The sequence below is a fragment of the Yersinia intermedia genome (assembly GCF_900635455.1).
Lineage (GTDB): Bacteria > Pseudomonadota > Gammaproteobacteria > Enterobacterales > Enterobacteriaceae > Yersinia > Yersinia intermedia.
Genome location: NZ_LR134116.1, coordinates 4521623 through 4541313 on the forward strand (window position 1 = coordinate 4521623; position 19691 = coordinate 4541313).

Genomic DNA, 19691 nt, shown 5'->3' on the forward strand with positions numbered 1-19691 from the left:
CCACCGGTTACCTCAACCCGTTTTTTGGTAAGCACCAAAACAAACGTTGCAACGGTACCGCTTTATCTTCAGCGGCACCGTTGCCTCCCATAAAGGCCATGTTGTTAATTTAATTAAATTTGATATAACAATTTAGTTAATAATAATTGATCAAGAATACGGCTTTACCATTTGCTTTACCCGGTACGGCGTTCGCTTCGGTTTGAATATAACGAGCCACCAGTGGAACGCGTATCGTAGAGCTGCCGTCTTTTGGCAGCGTTAACGTTTGTTCTGCGGCAAAGTCAAAGAATGTTGGCGCCTGGTTGCTCATACCCCAACCGATTTGTATGCCTACACCCGATGCAGCTCCCGGTACCGTTGAATCGATAGCCATCACTCCATTTGTCGAATCAATAACATTGCTCGTTGGTGTTAATCGCACACCAATACTGTTACTGGTTGACGTTGCTACAGCACCCGTACCGGTGCTGTAGTCAAACATCAGTGTGCTATTGTTTGCATTATAGAAGCCATAAAAAGTAGGGCAATTTGTCAAGGTAATCGAGGCATCTACCCACGGCGTTGTGGCACCAATAGCCGTAAAGTATTGCCGTTTCTCATAACTCCCCATATTCACATTCACATTCGGTGTCGTGCAGGTCTGGGTAGATACTGTTAACTGCCCCTGAAACTTGATCACGTAAGCTTTGACGGGAAGTCCTGCTGTTGCAGGGTGAACCAGTGGGTTAACAATAGAGATATTGGCAGACGGCAGTTTTGAGGCATCAAGACTATAACTTCCAGGTGTAATCGTGCCGGTTTTTATTAATGAGACATAGAGGGTTCTACCCGTCAGGTAAGGTTCATATGACCCACCTGTCACTGGACTTTGCACATCAGCAGGATATTGATAGTTAGCCTGGCCCAAAATAGCCGCATCAGCATTGTTGTTACGGGATATGGCAATCCCGATACCCGGAATATTGGTCTGATATACCGCACCGCTAAAGGGGCTACCCGTCCAATTAGCCAGTGGCAAAGGGGCCTGCTCAATCCCCCATGTAATATTGAACCACATAGTAGTATCTACTGGGGATGTGCATTTCATCACGCTAAGGCCGGTTGACCCACTATTCCAACGCCCCTGATAAATCACCGTTCCGACTGGAATATCTGCACCGGCTGAAATCGCCGGAGGGGTGAGTTGCACCGTATCCGTGCGGGGGGCCCCGTTCTGCGGCGCACAAACCACCTCAGCCCAAACGCTATGGCTGGTCATCATGAGTAAAACAAGCCCGACGGTACTTTGTATTATTTTTTTCATTCGTTCACCTTTGGCACAACTACGCATTACTTTCGCTATTTTGGCGGTCACCGACAGAACACAAAATTGATTTAAATATACTTTACGCACAAGTTATTACCCCTTTAGTTCTGTATGCCGTTCTTCTCAGTTTGTGATGGTTCGATGCTCACTGACTTGTCCCTGAGGCACACAGGTCGAGGTAAACCGCATCATCGCGCTGGCTTTACCGTTGGCTAATTGCGGCGGCAGAATATAGTTCAGGTAACATTGCTGGCCGGTACCTTCACCCCAACTGACTTGCAAGCGACCACGCTCTTCGCTCACCCGCGCATAAATCTGCCCACCCTGACCGACAGAACCCACCACCTGACCTTTGGTGTCTAACACTTGTGCGCCAAACGGCACCGGTTCGCCATCTGACTGGGTGGCATTGACCAATATTGGATAACCCTTGGTACTTTTATATTTCACCATCACCACCGCACCGGCATTCGGGGCCACTTTCTGACTGGTGGATTCCAGCTCCACGTCATAAGAGGTGCCCTTCGGATCGATAGTGATTTCATTCATCTGATAGGCACTCAGATACGGCACCACGGCATAACCCCGTGAATCAATTTTCACACCAGAGTAACCGGAGACTTCAGCCCCCTCAGCGCCTTTGGCTTCCACCACCGCAAAGGTCTCACTGCTGTACGGCGTTAACGTCACGCCACCGGGGTGAGCAATCATGCTGCCGGAGATGCCGAAAGAGCCGCTTTGATAACTGCTGCCACCGCCATAAGAGGCCATGGTGGTCGCTTTAGCGCCACGGTACTGACCATTGACACTGCCACTGGCACCCGAACCGCCATTGCTGTTCATGGCGGTCGCCCCATAACTGAACTGGCTTTGCTCGCCAGCACTGCCTGAAACCGATGCCTGTTCGCCCCAGTTGCCCTGACCATTGCGGTTCATTTCCAGCCGCATTTGCGGCACATTCGTCTGGTCATTACGCCCCAACGGGAAGCTCATACTGAGCAGATAGGTGTTTTGCATCTCACCAAACCCAGAACGGCTGCGGTTAACGCTGACACCGTAGGTCATACTTTTATAATTATTGCTGTAACCCACCTGATACTGCTGGTCACTGCCGTCTTTATTCCAGTAATCCTGCAAAGAACCACTGATATACATCTGACCCCAGCCGTCCGGTAACCCCTGATTGGCAGTAACAGTTAAGCGGTTTTTCGCCCGGTAGATACTGTTGGCATCGTAGCCCTGGCGTTCGGCATCAAGGGTTTGCATCGCTGTGGAGAAATCCAGGTAGCCTTGAGTCGAAAAGCGGTGCGCCGCCACACTCAGGTTACTGTTGGTTTCTGCAATGACCTTGCTGTAGCTGACCTGATAGCTCTGACCACTTTCATTGCCGTTGCGCAGGCGGGTATTCGCCTGTGTCACGTCGACCGCCACCGCCCCAATCGGGGTACTGAACGCGGTCCCAACCTGCAAGGCATAATAGTCTTCACTGGCCTGTGCACCGGTATAACCGGTAATGCTGTTGTTCAGGCCACGCTGATAGGTTCCCTGATAAAGACCCGGTGTAAAGGAGAGTGAGTCATTGCGCACTTTACCCACCGTCAGGCTGTAGCGCTGCGAACCGGGGCGCAGCAATTGCGCCACCGCCGCAAAAGGCACCTGAAAGTTCTGTGTGCTGCCGTCGGCTTCACGTACCGTCACATCCAGATTGCCGCCGTAGCCGGTAGGATAGAGGTCATCAATGATAAATTCGCCCGGCGAAACCGTGGTTTCATACAATACCTGACCACTTTGGCGCACGGTCACCAGCGCATTGGTGCGGGCAATCCCGCGCACTTCCGGCGCATAACCACGCAGAGACTCTGGCAACATGCGGTCATCTGTACTGAATTGCGCGCCAGTGAAAGGCACGGTATCGAACAACTGCCCGGTGGTATTGGATTGCCCCAACAACACACGGCCCAGCGCCGCCGGGACATCCCGCTGCACATAGCTGTTAATACTGCTGTATTTACTGTCGCCATTCTCTTGCCAGTTATACGAGCCGTTATGACGGAAATACCATGAACCGAGGTTTAACCCGGTGTTAATCCCAGCAAAAGCCGAGTTAAATGTCTGCCCGTTGGAGGAACTGCTGTAGCCATTGAGTGAATAACCCAGCATCCCTGACGTCACCCCGCTGTCCCACAAAGCCGGATTGACGGTGCCACGGGCGGTACGGAGTAACAGCGCTTGTGGAATAGTAATATCCAGCCGCTGTTCGCCACTGTCAAAGACCGCCTGGGCATCGGGGAGTAATGACTCCAGATCGACACAGCCCGCCTCTTTTTTCAGTGGGGCCAGTGATTCAAGCGGTAAAACGTCAGTCTTGAGATTAAGACTGGCAATGACCGACGAGGATAAACAGGCATGGACACTCTTATCGTCGCGGGTCTTAAACTCCACATTCTCATTACCAATCAGGGTATTGTTTAAATAAATGTCAGCACGGTAGGTGCCGGGTAACACGCTTCCCTCTTTCGAGAAGCGGCTTAAATCAATACCGGAGCCACCGTGTTCAGTATTTAAGTAAATATTGTCAAACTCCACAGCCTGGGGTTTATTAGGCTCAAGAGATACAGGACTCTCTGTTTTTCCAATGCTATCAACAGCAAAAACAGCCGGCGATAAAAAAGCAGCAATAAGAGCCGCCGCCACGGGCGTTAAACGACCACTACGGGTAGGTAGTTCTGCTGAAAAAGGCATTGCGGGGTATTTCATTATTCAATGATTCCGTAGCGTACAGACGTATTCCGCCCCCACGAAATAAATGTGGTCATCAGCGGATGCTATGTATAGCTGTTATAGAAAAATTAAATTAATGCTTAATGGGCTGACTCAGTTTATTAAGTGCGCCATAATCATTAATAAATTCAAATTCAACGCTATTACCGGTGGTATTTCCCGGTAACGAAAAAGTCAGCGAATTATTAGGGCTAATCATTTGGCCTTCAACCGGCGCTGTTTTACTGCCGGTCATCCCCACCGTGACCAAAGAAATATGGAACGGTGTCGGATTGGTGGCTTTAAGTCCGCCGGGAGTTCTGGTCCAGACCAAAGATTGTGCGGCATCATTGGGATTACCGACCAAACCTGTGGGACGGAAGAACAATTTAATACGGGAACGGTATGCCATCTGTAAATAGTTCTGGCTGCTACTCGTATCCGCTTTAGCCGGTATCTCTAATACATTTAACCAAAAAACAGATTCTTTATCTTTTGGTAAAGCAGAACCGGTATAACTGATTCGCAGTGTCTGGCTTTTATTCGGCTCAACCCGATTAATTGGTGGCGTCAGAACAAAAGGCACTTTCAGCATTTCTGGGCGGGCATTCACATCCCCGTTATCAATCCAGCTTTGTAATACTACTGGGCCGGTGCCGGTGTTATTGACTCTTACCGTCACTTCTTTTTGTTTTTCGGGATAAATTACCCGGGTTCCGGTAATAACAACACTGGCCTGAACAGAGTGACCGACAAATAAAATCAAGAGCAAGGCTGAAAATACAGTGAAAAAAAGACGGTTAGTGCTGTTCATAACAACCTCGACACTTATTGAATGTGTGCATGCTTAATTTTAGTTCTTATCGTCAAAAAGGGCAGATATCTGCCCTTTAAAATTTATATATTACTCGTTAATACTTATTTGTATTGAATAGAGTAAACCACGTTGCTGACAACTGTACCGGCAGTGGTTGCACCATCAGCATAATATTGAACTGCATACGGCAGTGAAGCAGAACCAGTAGTAGCATCAATATACGTCGTGCTGGTAGTCTGGTTGCTGTTACCGGCTTTAATTGGTGTCATTGCGTTAGACGCATCCAGCAGTTCCAGACTAACCTGACCGGCAGTACCGCTTACATTTTTCAGGTGGCCGGTAACCACATCGACACTTGGGCCTGCTTCAAAGAAAGCAGAAACTGTTTTCAGAGTGCCAGCACAGTTGCTCAGTGCCATGCCAAAGCTGGTGCTGCCTGCAACCTGGTTAGCAGAAGTCAGTTGGTTAGTACCTACTGTCGGCAGTACAACTGTTGCGTCTGCGCCTTGACCATCAACGGATACATCACAAGTGGAAGCCGTCAGTTCACCATTAAAGGTGATGGTACCGGTAGAAGCAGCTTGAGCAGCGTTAACACCAGCGAATGCAGCAACGATTGAGGCAATAATAGCTAATTTTTTCATTTATATTTCCGATTAATAATAGATGTATGAGTTAAATAACTCGGTACTGTTATGTGTTAATTCGATTGTGGCTATTCCACAAGAATTCATTAGATATTTATTTATCGCTGCTGGGCAATAAGTCCAGTTAATGAGTTATTTCAATAATCCAATTAATGTCAAAGCTCAATGTATATATTTGGTAGCGAAGACGATATTTTAAATATCTTTTATATAGTGGGAGTAAGGCGGGTTTCTAATATTCACAATGTCCGTGCTGTATATTAAACCTAAAACATCCTTGTCGCTGTGCTCACTTGCTATGGATTAAAGTATACGCGATCGATTCATCTAGTAAACACCGATATCACAGATCAATGGTCTACATGCAATATTATCTTTCAGTGCATTATGCTAAATACTATCTTTGACGAAGATTTTTAGATCGTCTACATATAAAAAAGTAATCGTTAATGTGGATTAAGATCATTTTAGTAGATTATCATGTTTTTATTTTAATAAATAAAATAGTCCATTTCTATTTGCGGGGAGTAAACAATCTGAACCACCCCGTATTTAAGGCTACAAATAAAAATAAAATTCCTACGCCGGTGTGGGAATTTTATTTTTATTTGCCGGTGTAAGTACATTCACACTACACTCACCCCACTTAATTCTCGATAAATACAAACTAACGTCATGCCTTTTTATAAAGACATAAGGCTAACTTTTTTGGTAATTAGCAAATAGCCAGTAGTGATAAACTCAGCGTTCTTTTGGTGGAAAGGACAGTTCAGGAATCCTTTCCATGATAGCTGACTCAAGTCATTGATTTGGATGACAAATCTTCCGGGAGCAGATTTGAACGCTGCTTGCAGCGGCCTCAACGAGGCGAGGCCCAAGGATGGGCCGAGTATACGAGTGCAGCTAACAACGCTGCGGCGTCAAGGACGAAGGAAACAGCCAAAGTCATTGTCGTTGCAGCTAGGCAGCCAGCAAACGACAAATTGGTCGGGAACCGATTTGGACAGCATTTATGCTAGCCCGTAGGGTGAGCCTCAAGGATGAGGCTCATTCATCCCGATGAGCTGACTCAAGTCAGTGATTCGGGTGACAAATCTGCCGGGAGCAGATTTGAACGCTGCTTGCAGCGGCCTCAACGAGGCGAGGCCCAAGGATGGGCCGAGTATACGAGTGCAGCTAACAACGCTGCGGCGTCAAGGACGAAGGATGTAGCGCGCCTCAAACACCTCTCGCGGTAACGGCTCTGAAAACAAAAACCCCTGCCCACAGTAGATGCCATGTTTTAGCAACCATTGACGTTGCTCATCTGTCTCGATACCTTCGGCCATTACTCGCAGCTTTAATGCTTCTGAAATAGTGGCGATAATGCGCGCCATTACGTCATCTTCTGGCAAGTGTTTCACAAAACATTTATCTAGCTTAATCATGCTGATTGGCAGGCCTTTCAGATGATTGAGATATTGAAGACTTGAATACCCCATACCAAAATCATCCAAAGCGATCGACAAACCCAGCCCCTGTAATTCGCGCAGTAGCCCGAGAGCTTCATCCAGATTCTGAATACGGGCGGTTTCGGTTATTTCCAGTAATAACTGGCGCGGATCGATTTGATACTGATTAATGATGGTTTTCAGATGCGGTAAAAACTGATCACTCTGCACCTGCGACCCAGAAATATTCACTGCCAGCGATAGGGTAATCCCTTGCGCTTTCCAGTCAGCCAGAATACGGCATGCCTCTTCCAGTACCCAGTTACCCAGTGGCATCATCACGCCCCCCTCTTCCGCACCAGGGACAAACTCTGAAGGGGAACGATAACTACCATCCGGCTGAGGCCAGCGTAACAACGCTTCTGCGCCGATAACCCGCTGATCTTGCATATTCCATTGGGGTTGTAAAAACAGCCGGAAGTCGTGATTTTCAATTGCCTGTAAAATGTCATTCTCCTGAGTCAGCCGCTTTTGCGTTTTCTCAGTCAAATGCGGCTCAAACACGATAATCTGGTTTCGCCCCTGATGGTGAGCAGCCATCATCGCAGTGCTGGCATTACGCATCAGAGACTCGGCTGTCTCATCCTGGTATTGGTAATCAGTAATCCCAATACTGGCGCTGGGGCGCAATTGCATATTGCCAAAGACCAAGGGTTGGGTAATTTGCAGCATAATCTGCCGTGCCAACTGCATTGCCGGGAACGGGCGACTGATCCCTCTGGCGAGTACTGCAAACTCAGTTTTACTCAGTTGCGCCAGCAGGCTGTTTTCATCAATACACTGCTCAAGTTGCTGTGCCATCGTCAGTAAGAGCTGCCGGTGCTGCTCTTCACTCATTATGCCGGAAACTTCTTGCAATGTTTCAATGCCAATAACTAGCAGGTGGAATTTCTCAGCATGCATACCAGCCGCAATTTCCTGCTCAAGTAGAGCCATAAACAACGGGCGGTTGGGGAGTTCAGTTACTGGGAAACGGGTATTTATACGGGTCATATCCGTATAGGCTTCGGCTAATAGCTGCTGGTTACGGTTGTAATTGTGTACCAGCACGCCTAATTCATCATCCTGATGGTGGGCAGGTAAGGTCAGTTGGTGGTTAAGTACACCTTGCTGACCGATCTTTTCCAGCTCTTTAGCCATCGCCCGTAGCGGATGGATAATCAGGCGGTTAATACACCAGGCGATAGAGACTGAAAGTACCAATGCCAGTAACAAATAGGTCGATAACATGGCCGACAACGCACTGAGAATGAACTGATACATACGGAATGAGTCGGCACGCAACACTAAATGTGCCAGCGGCTGCGGATTTGCGGATACCCGCTCCAGAGCATACAACGGCACGGTTATCTGTACTGGCAGGGAAAAAATGCGCTTAGCCCAGCGAGGAACAGGCCGTTCCGTGGGGAAGTTGGCATGTAATACCTGAATCTGATTCGGCAATATCACTTCAGCACGACTGAGAATACCAATCGGTAACAAGCTATTGAGGATTTTTTTGGCTTGTGGGACATCGACACTTAATATGGCTGCTGACAACGGTTGGCGAACTGAATATGCGATGCTCTCCAACTGCTTGGCGTAGTCATCTTTGCGCTGCTGCACAAAGTGGAACAACTGAAGGACGATAAAAATACAAATGGTTACCAGTGCTACAACTGCCACTGCTGCCATTTGTTTAATCGTTAATGAACGCCTTACCTGCAAACTCGCTCTCCGCCAATGCCGACTGAATAAAATAAAATGGTGCCATTATGATATGGCGACTCACCGATGCTGTCTGAGTATACCCTTCTTGCTTGAAGTTGTTGCGATGTTAGCGACTCCTCACTCACGAAGCACTAACCAGCCTCAGCTCATGGCTCGCTCGCAGCGGCCAGTGACTTCGAGTGTATGATACTCGATCGCGCTCAGATTTTATCTTGTGAAACCAAACCGGAGGGGAAGAATACCGTGGGTTTCAGTCTTTTCCTATTAGGATCGCAACGTCAGAGTGCTATTTCTCACTCTAACGTTGTTTTTCCATGCGAATCTGTGCGACTCAGTGGCTACTTGAAATCGGAGTAAGGCACCAAGGGCTGTGGTGGCATATCCAGTGAGCCTTGCCAGCCAGCCATAGAGTAACGCAGGTAGATAAGCGCATGGCTTGGGGTATAGTCCTTCGCCTGCTGGATATCGACCCCGGCCCCCAATGTCCAATGCGAACTCAAACGGCGTTCGATCAAGGCGCGCAAGGTATAACCCACCCCATTGCTGCTACCACCATCATCGGGTTCATACCGATCTGGAATAGGTTGGATGCTGTTATTAAGCAGATTTTGCAGTGGATAACGCGCTCGTGAGCTGGTTGCAGAATGTGAAACAGACACCGACCCACCCAACTCCCACGACCAGTTATCTGTCCGCTGCCGATAGTTTACCGGAATAGCCAGTGACAAATACTTTTGCGGGCTGTAATACCCGCCCTGGCCTAGCGTATAACCGCTGAGGTCTTTTTGATAATGCCACCACATACCGTTCAAACCGACGGTAACACGGCGGTTATCTTCATTGATTAGCTTGTAGTAATAGCCTGTCATAAAACGCAGGCGCTGGTTATCTGCTACATTTTTGCCAGTCAGATAATGATAGCTTAAATCGCTCCACACTCCGTTGGCTTCACCACGATCGTAACTGGCTCCCAGACTGACGCCGTTAGCACGCACGCCCCCCCAAGTCACATTGGTATTCGGATCTTTGGCTCCGGCAAAAGACAGCATCGAGCTGGATATTGGTCGACGTGATGCCGTGGCAGTCCAGCCAATATGATTCCAACTATTGCTGTATGCCAGCCCACCGACCACATCAACAACGTCAAACCCCATCGGCGTAGTACCGATATCGGTTTGCCAACTGTCATTTTGCCAACCCACAGCAACACTGGTGCCCGTTGCCTGTTGATGCAGATTAGTCTGACATGGATTTTCTGTCTGGTAGCAGGTACCGGCTTTATATCGAGTATTCTTGTCAAAGGTCCCGGCATCCATCTGCACCGTATCCGTTCTGAAGAACGCCCGACCATCAGCTAACGAGGTATCGACCTGCAACATCGTGTTGTGCGCACGGAGGTCTGAAATCCCTTCAGTGCCACTTGACCGCAGATAGTCGTGATCGAGAGTGATGCGGGTATCCTGCTGACGATAAAGGTCAGCGGCATCAGAACGAACACCCCGCTTAAGCCAGTCATCCGTGGCCTGATTGCGGGTCAGCAAGGTATAACTGTCGTTATCAGCCGGGAGCGTAGGTGTGATACCACTGGCTACCATGGCATGTTTGAAATCATCCTGCGCCGCAGCAGGTTGCCCCTGTAATTTGGCTAACCGGCCTGAGTCACGGAATATCAAGGCATTATCCTGTGAAGGAACACCTTTGGCAGCCACCAGCTTCAAACGTTGGAAAATATCTGCTGCTTTTTGTGGCTCCCCTACGCTGCGCCACGCATTGGCTATCCGGCGCTGAGTGTTCAAGCTGGCCCCTTCATCGGAAAGTGGCTTATGTTGTAAATTTTGATGAGCATCACTGAGGCGGCCTTCAGCAATATAAGCCTCAATCTCACCCAGTATGGCATCAGGGTTTTGTGGCTCGCGCGCCCGAATTCGCTGATAACCCGCCAGTGCTTCCTGATAGTCGCCACGCTCCAGCGCCCAATCGGCAAGCGTCAGGTCAATTCCGGTGTTGGCTGGCTGCTGACGTAATACGGTTACCGCGCCCGCTTCATCACCACTTGCCCGCAGTTGGCGGGCCGCGGCCAGTACCTGTTCCAATTTCAAGCGCTGGTCTAAAGCGCGGATATTATCAGTCCATTGCAGGGTTGGCAGCGTTGCCAAATGCGCCAATGCCTGACTATCACGCCCCGTGCTGGAGAAATACAGTGCATAGGCATATACCTGTTCGGGATCTCCCGGCTTACGGCTTGCTAGCCGGTGGAACTGGGCATCAGCCTCCGCCAAATGATCCTCTTGCGCTAACGCCTGTGCCAGCCGATAAGTTATCCAGACATCGTCCGGGGCCATCTTTAGCGCCTGCCGATATTTTTCTGCCGCCTGACGCCATTGTTGCTGCGCCGCCAGATTTTCGGCTTGTTGTTTCAGCATATCTATTTGCAGGCTATCTAATGTGTCACGCATTTTGGCTTGTTGACTGCGTGGCAAACTGTTCAGGTAACTCAATGCTTTTTGCGGCGATTCACGCTGGTAGATATTACTTAGCCCACGCACTGCACTGTCGTTTGATGGGTCCAGACGTAGCGCTTGCTGATAATACTGTTCGGCTGTTTTATCATCATGGCGGGCCACGGCAACATCAGCTAAGCCAATCAATGCATAGCTGTCGCTGCCGTCAATGTGCCGTGCCTGCTGGTATTTCTGTTGCGCCACGCCGGTATTACCCGCTTTCAGCGCTTTATCTCCCTCGTCATTTAGCAGCCAGTAGCGATTGGTTTTTATCAGGCTGATCCACTTGTCGCTTTTCAGACCATCTTTATCTGATTTTTGCGCCTGCTCAAACAAGCGCAGCGCTTGTGCGCGGTCACCGCTACGGGCATATGCCAGGCCCAACGCGCCGAGTATTTCGGGGTCATTAGGTGAGGCAGCCAGTGCCTGTTTTAGCGCAGGGATCGCTGCCACACCACTGCCGCTATCTACTTTTGCCAATCCGTTTAAACGCGCTTGATAAGTCGGTGAAGCCAGCATGGCCTGCTGGTTTGCCAATGCCTGACGGGCAAGATTAGCTTGAGGGCCAGACGAGAAGACGTCGAGGAAATGAGTCAGTGCCGCGACACTTTGTGGGCTAACAGTCATTGCCTTGATTGTTTCCATCCACAAATCTGCGGCTTGTGAAGCTCCCACAGGGTCCGAGGCCACTTTCTCCAACATGGCATAGCCTTGCGTGGCGTTTTGCTGGCTGAAATACAGGCGGGCCAAGGCCATTCGCAGCGCGACATTGCCGGGGTATTGTTGATCAAGTGCGGCTAACTTCTGGGTAGCGAGGGCTTCCTGCCCCGGAACACGTGCGACCAACCGCCAGTATTCCACAGCAAGATCCAGCGTCGGCGGTTTTCCTTGCAACAATTGATCATATTGCGCTTTGGCCTCAGCAATCCGCCCGGCAGTCGCCAACAGACGCGCTTGTTGCAACTGTTGCCGCACCTCCGGTTTAGTCAGCGCCAACATCAGTTTCGCTCGCTGATAAGTATCTGAATCAGGTGCCAGTTGTTGCAGTTTATCCAACTGTTGTTGTGCTTCGGCCAAATTACCCTGTCTCAGGGCTTGGCGCATACTTGCCGCCACTACATCTGGGTTATTTGGGTCCATCATATTCAGGCGATATAATGATTGCTTAACCAATTCGTCTCTATTGGTCGCTTCCCCTAACCGTACCTGTTCCAGTAAAAACTGGGTTGGTGAGACCGGTTCCGCGCCCAGAGCCATACCGGTAAAGGCTTGAGGCAACAGCGCCAGGCTTAAGAGCCAGTATCTTTTAATGTTGCGCATTGACTATTCCATGAGGGCTGAAGCTCACCCTGACGATTAAAACGATAGCGCTGCTGTACCCATCCCTGACCAAACAGCGTCAGCACAGTACTGTAATAAGCATTCGCGGACGGTGGAGTATCTTGCACACGCTGTTGTTGCCCATTAAAGGTTTGCTGATTATAGGGTTGAGGACTGCTGGCTAAAAATGGCAGTAATGCTGCCGAGAACCCTTCCGGCCCCTTGCCACTGGTTTTGCCGTTACTGGTATCCACATTTTCCGGTGGCACTCCTTGCTGTTGAGTTACCGCCACCATCGGCTGGAATCGCTGGATTAACGCCGCCTTTTGTGGGCTGTTATTGGACAACATGCCAACCCACAAATAGACACGTATCGCGTCGTAGCTACCGATATCGGGCCGTGTTTCATCAGATTGCCAACCTTTCCCTTCTTGCCAAACGACCCAATCAGGGGAGAAACCATGGGGTGCCGTTTCAAGCAATAAGCGCTGATTGACTTTAGCCATCGCTTTCCATGGCCCCGCCAAAGAGGCAAAGCGTGCCAACAGTTGTGGCGGCAGATAACTCGGGTTGAGCCGCCAACGGTCATTATCGTTAAAGCCAATTTTCCCCGGTAATAACATCTCGCCAAGGCCCGGAATATTCACCACTTCTTCTTGGGCAATACGTTGTAGCAACAAGGTGCCCATCGTCTGGTAACGGCGACTATCCCATAGCCGCCCCGCTTCCAATAAGCTGTATGCAATCCATAAGTCCGAATCAGAGGCCGAGTTTGGATCCAGAACGTCCCAATTATTATCCTTACGTTGCCCCCATAACCATACGGGCAAACGTGCAGTCAAATCCCCCGCAGCCAGATTGTTTTCCGTCCAGGACAATAATTGGTCAAAAGCGTCCCGATCATTGGCAACCAGAGCAAAAAACAACCCATAACTCTGCCCTTCAGACGTGGTTACTTTCCTCGCGCTACTGGGATCAATAACTCGCCCAGCATCGCTGACATAGTCATGTTTGAACTGCTGCCATGCCGGCCAATCACATGTTGCCGCGCTACCAAAACTGACCAGCAGCAGCAGGGCACAGAGCCGCCGTTTAAACATCACGACCATCAGCGTTAATCTCTTTCATCGGGTGATAACCGGCGGCGGCTGATCAGACGTAATACGCGCCAGACCATCATTGCAGCCATAACCACAACCAATACTGCCACGCCAGCCAGCAGCACCGGATGGGTAGATAAGGCATACCAGATACGTTCCCACCACGGTAGGTGGCCGACCTCATAGGTCTCGCCAACCCGTAGACTGTTGACACCTGACTCACGAATAACCGCGACCGAGCCAAAGATAGCCTCGCGCTTGCCGGTATCGAGCAGTGCATTGTTCAACAAGCTATAGCCACGCGAGCCATCCGCCAATAACGCCACAATACTGCGCTGAGAGAAGTGAGGTGATTGCATGCCGATGATAGCGGACATTGCGCCTTCAGAGCTTATCGTCGCTTGGCTGTCTGCCATCCAGTCTGATTGTGGTGCCATTATGGTCGGTAAGTCCGTTTGCCGATTTGGCATTTTCAGCCAACTCAGCGTCTGTTCCACCAGCACGTTAATCTGCCGATCATTGCGCAGTTCTGGCGGAATTGTGCCAATAATCAACACATCGGCATCTTTTTCCTTCACCTGTGACCAATTATCAGTGATGTTAATACCGACGGCTGGGTAGCCCACCTGCGCCCCGATATTACCCACTGCATTGAGCAGGGTTGTTATCTGTGCCGGAGCCGGTTTTGGTGGTACCAGAACCAGCGTTTCAGAGAGATCAGCCATGCGGCTGAAGGGGAATCCAGCATTGGCAAATGCCCGCAGATCAGGCATTTCCATAAAGTGACGGTAGCCGGAAAAATCGATAGTAGAGTTACCGTCAATCACCGCGTGATTCGGCGCGGTAGAATAGGTTTCACATCGCCCTTCGACACCGCTTGCCAACAAGGTGCTGTAATCAAAATCAAAGCGCAGTTGGTTGATAGCACCCAGTTTCAAGGCCGGAATGCTTAGCCTTTTGGTGGCATCCTGTAAGCCTTGTAACAGTGGCATGCGCAGGATCTTACTGTCTTCTGGCATATTCGGTGACAGTGGGTAATCCTGCACAAACTGATTATTCAAGCTGATACTTAAGCGGGAACCATCCATCAGGCGTGTTGAGGTGTAGCGATATTTCAAACGCATATCGATACCGGCACTGCGAATCAAGAACAAATCCGGTGGCAGATTCATCGCTAATGAAATCGGCGGTGGCAGTAATCCCGAGGTTTGCAGTTGATCAGGATATTGCTGTAACTCAGCAAACGTCATCGGGCGATCGGTACGTACCCAATTTGGCGCGTCATAAGGCAGGCGAGGCGCTAATTGCTCAACCTTATCCACGGTGACGTTCTGGCCACGGAACAGAATATTGCCTTGCGCGATCCCCTGTGCGGCAGTAATCAGATCATTATCATCGCGCCCTAGAATCAGTAGCAATTTCACATACGGGTTATTCGGATGGCTGATGATTTCCACCGTTGGCGCTTTCACCGGCGGGTAATCTTTCAGGAAATCAGGCCGTTGTGAATTGGTCGCGAACACCACGCCATGCTGAGTAGGCAGTTGGTTGTACAATACCGGGAAGCTCTGCCCACGCCATTGCGCCTTAGCACCAAACCATGATGCCAGAATAGCGGCAGCCCGCTGTTGTGACACATCAGGTGCAGCAGCAAATATCACGGGTAGAGTCAGCGGGCGATTATCCCTGCCATCAAAAAATGGCTCAGGGAAGTGGGACAAATCATTTTTAACCAGCAGCGATTGATAGCGCAAATCCAGCGAGCTGGATTTACTGACATCCAGCCACAATGTATTGCTCGCCGGGTTCTCACAGATATTTTGATAGTGGCCGACAAAAACCAACCGCAACCGGTTGAAATCAGTGATATAACGTGGATCAATCGGTAATTGCAGATGGGTGGGTTGACCAAGCTGATCTTTGGTGATCGCCGTGACGCCCATCAGTTCGTCATTCAGGAAGATCTTCACCTGCGACTCCACCGGGATCAGTGAAGGTGACGGCGTAAACTCAAGATTCAACGTCGCATTAGTCACTACCTCATCACTGCGCACACCGAACTCAAGTTGGCCTTCAGGGTTAGTACCACGCAAGGAAAATGTCCCCGGCGGCGGAGCGATTTTGGCGAACGGGTACTTCACGTCACGCAGCGGCGCATCACCCAATGCTGCGGGAACCAGCACCGCGTCACCGGTCATGACCGCCGATTGAGTTGGTGGCGCAGCCGGAGTTTCAGCATGGGTGAATGGCGTCAGTCCCAAAGCCAATGCGGTAAACCAGGTTATTTTTCTCGTCATCATATCATCATCAATGTTGAGCCACTGTCTGGCTTTGGCTGCTCGGAACCTGATTTTTACCTACGCCATGGGGTACAAATGACGCTATCCAGGCAATCAGGGAAGTAAATCCTACCAATACATTTCGTATTACCGGCGGTGCATAGCTGGCCATACGGACATATCCTCTAAAGCCCAGCGCCAACACATCACGCAGACTTTCAATTGGCTTATCTTCAGGGAAACCATCCTGCCACAGCGCCCAAGTATCGGCGCGGGCAAATGTGCACTGTATAAAATCAATATGTTGGGCCACACTCAGTTGATGCATTCGCATCCCGGCTTTAGTACCGAAGGCACGGGTCACCTCACAGGGGAAGGTGTACTCTTGCGCCCCACGTTTAAGCAGTAAGTGTACCGCCTCACCCTCTTGCAGTAATCCAACGTCACGCATCTCAATCCCCACGCCCCCATCGGAATAGTCGCGCAGTGTACAGGAGAACAAGTGACCATCAGCGCGTGCGACTGCGGCTGGCATGGCTATTTCGACCCGATGTGATTAGCGCACTTGTTTGGCTTCAACCGCCACCGCAACGGCACCGCCTAAAATCGTCATGTTATAAATCACCCACACCAGGCTGATAACCACCGTCATAATTTCATTCGACGGGCCATGACCTAAACGCCACAACCCCGCAATCAAACCCGCAAGGTTAAGCAAAACCAGCGTCATATACGGGCGGGTGATCACCCAATCCACATGCTGTTCTTCAACCAGCCCCCCTTTCGCCGTGACGTTAAACGTCCCTTTGTGCGGATTGAGGAGTGCTATGGTGGTCGGCCGGGCGATATACCACGCCAGCACCGTTTCATAGATTTCACTCCAGAAGGAATGGCGGTATTTCCCTTGCAGACGTGAGTTGGTCAGACTGGCATGGATCATATGCGGCAACACATAGAGTGCGATCGCCAATGCTGGAGCAAAAATAATGTAAGCATGCAGTAGCAGGAAAGCCAGCGGAGCGGTTAAGAAGATCAACCTTGGTACGCCAGATAAGAAGTGCAACATGGCATTGACATAGCATAGACGCTGTACCCATCTCAGCCCTTTGCCAAACAACGGGTTATCTAACCGGAAGATTTGTACCATACCCCGCGCCCAACGAATGCGTTGACCAATATGGGCCGACAAACTTTCGGTCGCCAGCCCAGCGGCCTGCGGAATACGGATATAGGCGGAGGAGTAGCCTTTACGGTGCATACGCAGCGAGGTATGGGCATCTTCAGTCACTGTTTCTACCGCAATACCGCCAACAGCATCTAACGCACTGCGGCGCAGCACCGCACAAGAACCACAGAAGAAGGTGGCATCCCACATATCGTTACCGTCTTGCACCAAACCATAAAACAGCGTGCCTTCATTCGGTGTCTGACGAAAACGCCCCAGATTTCGCTCAAAGGGGTCGGGAGAGAAAAAGTGATGTGGCGTCTGGAGTATGCCTAGCCTGGTATCTTTAAAGAACCAGCCCAACGTCAATTGCAGGAAAGAGCGGGTCGGTACGTGGTCGCAGTCAAAAATGGCGACAAACTCCCCGTGAGCCTGTTTCAACGCATGGTTTATGTTCCCGGCTTTGGCATGCTCGTGAGTCGGTCGGGCAATGTAATGCACCCCAACCTCAGCGGCGAACGCTTTAAACGCAGGCCGGTTACCATCATCCAAAATATAGATATTGATTTTATCTTTCGGCCAATCAATACCAAGAGCGGCATAAATGGTTGGTTTGACCACGCCGAGGTCTTCGTTGTAGGTCGGCACCATCAAATCAATGGTCGGCCAACTATTGATATCATCTGGCATTGCCACCGGCTGGCGGTTGAGCGGCCAAATAGTCTGGAAGTAACCTAAGACAAGCACCACCCAGGCGTAAGTCTCAGCAAACAGCAACAATAATCCGCATACCAGACTAACCGGGTCATCCCAGTTCAGCGTTTCGGTATAGCGCCACCATAGATAGCGGCAGGAGACGGTCAACGACAGCACGATAAGCATTAAAGTCGGTAAGCGCCCCGGCACGCGCCGCATCACCATCGCCAACGCCCAAAGCAGCAGCACAAAAACGAACTGCGCCATCATGCCAAACGGCTGAGAAATACACAGCAGCGCTAATATGCCGGTGAAGATACCCAAAATAATAAACATAACCCGGCGGGTGCGCTTTGAAGACGGGGTTAATCGGGTGATCAGAGATTGCTCCAGCCGCTGGAGTTCAAAGCGTTCAGGTATGTTCCCCAGCCAACGGATATAACCTTGTCTTTTATGTTTTACCCATTTCTTGCCGGCGGTGGCAGGTTGGTGCCTCTTCTCATCGCGCGATTCAGGATAGGTCAGTAGCAGCCAAAGCCCTTGCAAGAGATACCGTAGGCCATCGCCAAGCCGTGGGCGAGTAGGTGAAATCTGTGGGAACCAGTAAGTGCGGTTTTGTATCACACGCTGCCAACTGGGTGACTCAAAACGTAGAAAAATCCAGCACAACGGCAGAGCTAATGTGGTCAGAAAAGCAGTGAGCACGGTGCAGCCTTGCTGCATATACAGATGATAGCGTCGACGCATCCCTTGATAAACGGGGGTCAGAAATAATACCCGTATCAGGCTATTCATGGCCTTTTTTCGCCATATTAATCAAACACCAATTTGCCAGTGTGATGACCTCTTCGGCAGCCAGACTTTGCGCACTGTATTCACCCAATGGCTGTTTGGCCGCCAACGCTTCAGCAACCGCTTCATCGCGATGAATAAATATGGGTAATAAGTTATCCAGGCTTTGTAACCAAAGCTGATGTAAATCCTGTTGTAGATGGCTGCTGGCAGAAAATTGGTTCAGCAGGAAATGGCAGTTAGCAGGCAGATTTTGCTGATGCAAGCGAATATGACAACTGGCATCGGCATGGATCAATACCAGCACCTTATCAGCCAGCGCTAACATCTGACGCGTGAAAGTGCTGTCCCCCGCAGGGATATCCAATAGAATCCAGCAACTGGGCGTGCTGGCCTGCAACACAGCCAGATTTTCCCGCCACAGGTTGGGATGCTGTTGTAAAGAGGTGTGCAATTGCTCAGTTTCAGTGAGGGTTAACTGGCCAAAAGGCAGAAAGTCCAACCGTTCGGAATAGCGCATCGCCCCTTGCTGCCAACCTTCGCCCGCGATTTCAGCTTTGGCCCAACCACGAGGTTGGTCAAACGGCATATTGAAATGCAACCGCAGTAAGTTATCCGGTGAAAAATCGATCACCAGAACTGATTCTTTCAGTTGCTGCAATGCCCAAGCAAGAGCGGCGGCTACCGATGTAGTACCAACCCCACCTCTTATCCCTTGTAATGCCAGTACCGGCATAAACTATTCTCTCCCTGTAGATTGGGCCAGTTCAGCCAGCAATGGCCAGCGAGCCATCATCTGAGTTAATCGTTCCTGACGAACGATATCAATATAACTTAACGTTGGTAATGAGAAAGCCTGAGCTAATGCTAGTAGATCATCCTGAGATTCGAGTAATGTTTTGGCGTGAAATCGATTTATTATGGCTTTCATTTTATCCGCCTTCAGAAAATAGGCTATGGTAATTAATTATACCGATAATTAGAGTATACTTTCTCCCAACAGGATGAGTCTTAGATTATTATCACGGTAAAGACATTGGTTAATGATTATTGCAATGTTACAATTGTTCAATGAATTTATCCAGTAATTGGCCCAATCGTATTT

General features: G+C 49.9%; 10 protein-coding genes and 1 pseudogene. All 11 read right to left on the reverse strand.

Annotation, left to right across the window (positions count from 1 at the left end; all coding sequences use genetic code 11):
* Positions 1–136: 136 nt before the first annotated feature.
* Complete coding sequence (locus tag EL015_RS20710; protein WP_032906793.1) at positions 137–1306, reverse strand: fimbrial protein; 1170 nt, start codon at positions 1304–1306, stop codon at positions 137–139.
* Positions 1307–1432: 126 nt separating this feature from the next.
* Positions 1433–4066, reverse strand: coding sequence for a fimbria/pilus outer membrane usher protein (locus tag EL015_RS20715; protein ID WP_032906780.1), 2634 nt, complete (start codon positions 4064–4066; stop codon positions 1433–1435).
* 97 nt (positions 4067–4163) lie between these two features.
* Positions 4164–4883: a fimbrial biogenesis chaperone gene (locus EL015_RS20720; protein ID WP_005187046.1), complete on the reverse strand. Its 720-nt coding sequence runs from the start codon at positions 4881–4883 to the stop codon at positions 4164–4166.
* Positions 4884–4987: 104 nt separating this feature from the next.
* On the reverse strand, positions 4988–5530 hold the full coding sequence (locus EL015_RS20725) for a fimbrial protein (RefSeq protein WP_005187043.1): 543 nt from the start codon (positions 5528–5530) through the stop codon (positions 4988–4990).
* A gap of 1196 nt (positions 5531–6726) precedes the next feature.
* On the reverse strand, positions 6727–8730 hold the full coding sequence (hmsP, locus tag EL015_RS20735) for a biofilm formation regulator HmsP (RefSeq protein ID WP_204365691.1): 2004 nt from the start codon (positions 8728–8730) through the stop codon (positions 6727–6729).
* 341 nt (positions 8731–9071) lie between these two features.
* On the reverse strand, positions 9072–12554 hold the full coding sequence (gene bcsC, locus EL015_RS20740) for a cellulose synthase complex outer membrane protein BcsC (protein WP_032906779.1): 3483 nt from the start codon (positions 12552–12554) through the stop codon (positions 9072–9074).
* Complete coding sequence (gene bcsZ / locus EL015_RS20745) at positions 12524–13663, reverse strand: cellulose synthase complex periplasmic endoglucanase BcsZ (protein ID WP_005187032.1); 1140 nt, start codon at positions 13661–13663, stop codon at positions 12524–12526. Before bcsZ ends, bcsC begins: the two co-directional genes overlap by 31 nt.
* Positions 13664–13668: 5 nt before the next feature.
* A complete protein-coding gene (bcsB, locus tag EL015_RS20750) occupies positions 13669–15951 on the reverse strand; it encodes a cellulose biosynthesis cyclic di-GMP-binding regulatory protein BcsB (protein WP_032906778.1) in 2283 nt (760 codons plus the stop codon).
* Between the two features lie 10 nt (positions 15952–15961).
* Positions 15962–18589, reverse strand: a pseudogene (gene bcsA, locus EL015_RS20755) (UDP-forming cellulose synthase catalytic subunit).
* Positions 18582–19322: a cellulose biosynthesis protein BcsQ gene (gene bcsQ, locus EL015_RS20760; protein WP_005187018.1), complete on the reverse strand. Its 741-nt coding sequence runs from the start codon at positions 19320–19322 to the stop codon at positions 18582–18584. Before bcsQ ends, bcsA begins: the two are co-directional and overlap by 8 nt.
* Positions 19323–19325: 3 nt before the next feature.
* Complete coding sequence (gene bcsR / locus EL015_RS20765; RefSeq protein WP_005187015.1) at positions 19326–19517, reverse strand: cellulose biosynthesis protein BcsR; 192 nt, start codon at positions 19515–19517, stop codon at positions 19326–19328.
* Between the last annotated feature and the right edge of the window lie 174 nt (positions 19518–19691).